This window comes from Spirillospora sp. NPDC049652, from assembly GCF_040675125.1.
In the GTDB taxonomy this organism is placed as follows: Bacteria; Actinomycetota; Actinomycetes; order Streptosporangiales; family Streptosporangiaceae; genus Spirillospora.
The window spans coordinates 1-3514 of the sequence record NZ_JBFAOF010000781.1; the positions used below are offsets into that span (position 1 = coordinate 1).

The window sequence follows — 3514 nt, forward strand, 5'->3', positions numbered from 1 at the left end:
CAGCGCCGGGTCGGGGTGCGGGTGCCCGCGCCCGGCGGCCGCGGCTCCGGGCCGGGCGGGCTGTCCAAGCGCGAGTACGAGGTCGCGTCGCTGGTCGCCGAGGGCTACACCAACTCGCAGATCGCCGAGCGGCTGTTCGTCAGCGTCCGGACGGTCGAGACGCACCTGTCCCACATCTTCGGGAAGCTCGGCGTCACCTCGCGGGTGGGGGTCGTCAGCGCCCTGAACCGGGGGGACTCCGGCCCGGAGTGACGCGGGAGGGCCGGCCCGGAGCGACGCGGCGCGGGCGGTCCGGATCCGGTCCGGACGAGCGGACCGCGCGCGGACCGCAACCGGACGGACGTCGCGGGCGTCCCACAAAGGACGAGTTCAGCACGCTTCGGGACGCCGGAGACACGGTGCGCACGGGGTGTCAGTGCCGCCGGGTCCGGGCTTCCGGGACAAGTCAGGGTTTCCCACGATGCCGCCGGCGGACGTCCGGCCGCATCATTCTTGCGGGGCCGACACGGAGGCGAGGATGGAACAGACCACGATTGCGCGGACGACGATTCCACGGCGGACGCTGGCGGGCGTCAAGGACGCCGACGTCCGGGTGTACCCGTTCGCGACCGAGGACGGTCTCGGGCTGGAGCTCACCCGGTTCGAGCGCGCCGAGTGCGACGACGTCGTGCTGCTGGTCCACGGACTGACCTCGGCCAGCGACGTCTTCATCATGCCCGAGCACCAGAACCTGGCGAGCCACCTGCTGGACGCCGGGTTCACCGACGTGTGGGCGCTGGACTTCCGGATGAGCGGCCGGTTCCCCTACGACACCGAGACCCACCGGTACACGCTGGACGACATCGCGCTGTACGACTTCCCGGCCGCGCTCGAGGTGATCCGCCGCGAGATCGGGGACCGCCGGCTGCACGTGATCGCGCACTGCCTCGGCTCGGTGTCGTTCACGATGGCGCTGTTCGCCGGGACCGTCACCGACATCACGTCGATGACCTGCAACAGCGTGTCGCTGACGCCGCGCGTCCCGGCGTTCTCCAAGCTGAAGCTGACCCTCGGCCCGGCGTTCCTGGAGTACGTGGCGGGCCTGCCGTTCATCGACCCGAGGTTCGGTGAGGCGCCCGCGTTCACGCGCGGCTGGATGCTGTCGCGGCTGGTGTCGCTGTTCCATCGCGAGTGCGACGTGCGCGCGTGCCACATGCAGAGCTTCCAGTGGGGCGCCGGGAAGCCCGCGATGTACCGGCACGAGAACCTGCTGCCCGTCACGCACGAGCGGGTCGCCGACATCTGCTGCGCGTCGGGGCTGCACTACTACCGGCACGTCCGCAAGATGGTGGACGCCGGCCGGTCGGTGAGGTTCGCCCCCGACGACCCGGCGTACGCGCGGCTGCCGAAGGACTACCTGGCGAACGCGGCCGGCGTGACCACGCCGCTGCTGCTGCTCGCGCCGGACCGCAACCGGGTCTTCAGCGACTCCAACGTGCACTTCCACAAGCTGCTGGAGCGGGCCGCGCCCGGCCGCCACGAGCTGGCGGTGCTGCCCGGCTACGGGCACCTCGACCCGATCATCGGCAAGAACGCCCACCTCGACGTGTTCCCGCGCGTCGTCGACTTCCTCAAGCGGCATTCCGCCTAGGCCGCCGGCCGGGCCGGGGCGCCGCCGCGTCCGGACAGAACAGAGCAGGAGCAATCGCATGGAGCAGGTCGACGCGGTCGTCGTCGGCTCGGGATTCGGCGGGTCGGTCAGCGCGTACCGGCTCGCCGAGGCCGGGCGGTCGGTGGTGCTGCTGGAGCGCGGCCGGCCGTATCCGCCCGGCAGCTTCCCCCGCTCCCCCGCCGAGATGGGCCGGGCGTTCTGGGACCCGAGCGCCGGCCTGTACGGCATGTTCGACGTCTGGCGCTTCGGCGGCTGCGACTCGGTCGTCTCGTCCGGCCTCGGCGGCGGTTCGCTGATCTACGCCAACGTGCTGCTCCGCAAGGACGAGCGCTGGTTCGTCCACGAGGAGCTGCCGGACGGCTCCTACGAGTCGTGGCCGGTCAGCCGCGCCGACCTGGACCCGCACTACGACGCCGTCGAGCGGATGCTCGACCCGATGCCGTTCCCGCTGGACCGCGCGCCGTTCGACAACACGCCCAAGGCGCACGCCATGCAGGACGCGGCGGCCGAGCTGGGCCTGGACGTGACGCTGCCGCCGCTGGCGGTCCGGTTCTCCGCCGAGCCCGGCGGGCAGCCCGCCGTCGGCCTGCCGATCGCCGAGCCGTCCTACGGCAACGTCCACGGCGTGCCGCGGCGCACCTGCAACCTGTGCGGCGAGTGCGACATCGGCTGCAACGACGGGTCGAAGAACACCCTCGACCACACCTACATCTCGGCGGCCCGGCACCACGGCGCCGACATCCGCACCGGGCACGAGGTCAAGGGGATCCGGCCGCGGGCCGGCGGCGGGTACGAGGTCGACTACATCGTCCACGACATGGAGTCGCCCGCGCCCAAGCGGGTGATGAGGACGATCGGGTGCGAACGGCTGATCCTGTCGGCCGGGACGTACGGCACGGCCCGCATCCTGCTGCGCTCGCGGGCCGCGCTGGGCGGGCTGAGCGACGCCCTCGGCACCCGGTTCAGCGGCAACGGCGACCTGCTGACGTTCCTGCTGAAGGCCAAGGACCGCAACCGGGTGCGCCCGCTGGACGCGGCGCGCGGCCCGGTCATCACCAGCGCGATCCGGCTGCCGGACGACGTGGACGGCGTGCCCGGCGCTGGCCGCGGCGCCTACATCCAGGACGGCGGCTACCCCGGCTTCGTCGACTGGGCGGTGCAGGGCCTCGACATGCCCGGCCAGATCGAGCGGATCGTGAAGTTCCTCGCCGACCGGTTCGCCGACTTCTTCCGGGACGCCCCGGACACCTCCCTGTCGCGCGAGCTCAGCGAGCTGATCGGCACCGGCTCGCTGACGGTCAGCTCGCTGCCGCTGCTCGGCATGGGCCGCGACGTGCCGGACGGCCGCCTGCGGCTGGACAAGCACGGCCGCCTCCACGCCGACTGGACGACCAGGACCAGCGAGGCGTACTTCGAGCGCGTCCGCAAGACGATGCAGAGCATCGCCGACGTGCTGGGCGCCGAGTACGCCGACAACCCGATGTGGTTCCGCAAGCGGATCATCACCGTCCACCCGCTGGGCGGCGTGCCGATGGGCGCGCACGAGGGCGTGGGCGTGTGCGACCCGTACGGCGAGGTCTACGGCCACCCCGGTCTGCACATCGCGGACGGCTCGGTCATGCCCGGCCCGGTCGGGCCGAACCCGTCGCTGACGATCGCGGCGTTCGCCGACCGGATGTGCACCAGGCTGCTGGAGAACGAGGCGGAGGCGGCGCTGGCGTCGGCCGCGAGGACCGCCGCGGAGAACACGACGGAGGACGTCCATGGAAGCGTCGCGGAGAACGGCGTCGTGAGCGGCGGCGCGGAGACGGCCGGAGCTGCGGTCGCAGGCACGGCCGTGGCGGGGGCTGCCGTGGCGGGCAC

Annotated in this window: 3 protein-coding genes; all 3 read left to right on the forward strand. The window is 72.5% G+C overall.

Annotated elements, in window-relative coordinates; translation table 11 throughout:
• Nucleotides 1-252 (forward strand): response regulator transcription factor (locus tag AB0J52_RS32435; RefSeq protein ID WP_500186645.1); only part of this gene is annotated, 252 nt, incomplete at its 5' end.
• A 265-nt stretch (nucleotides 253-517) separates the two neighbouring features.
• Entirely contained in the window at nucleotides 518-1630 is a 1113-nt protein-coding gene (locus tag AB0J52_RS32440; RefSeq protein ID WP_500186646.1) for an alpha/beta hydrolase family protein, read from the forward strand.
• A gap of 58 nt (nucleotides 1631-1688) precedes the next feature.
• The coding region (locus AB0J52_RS32445) for a GMC oxidoreductase (protein ID WP_500186647.1) at nucleotides 1689-3514 on the forward strand (1826 nt) is incomplete at its 3' end.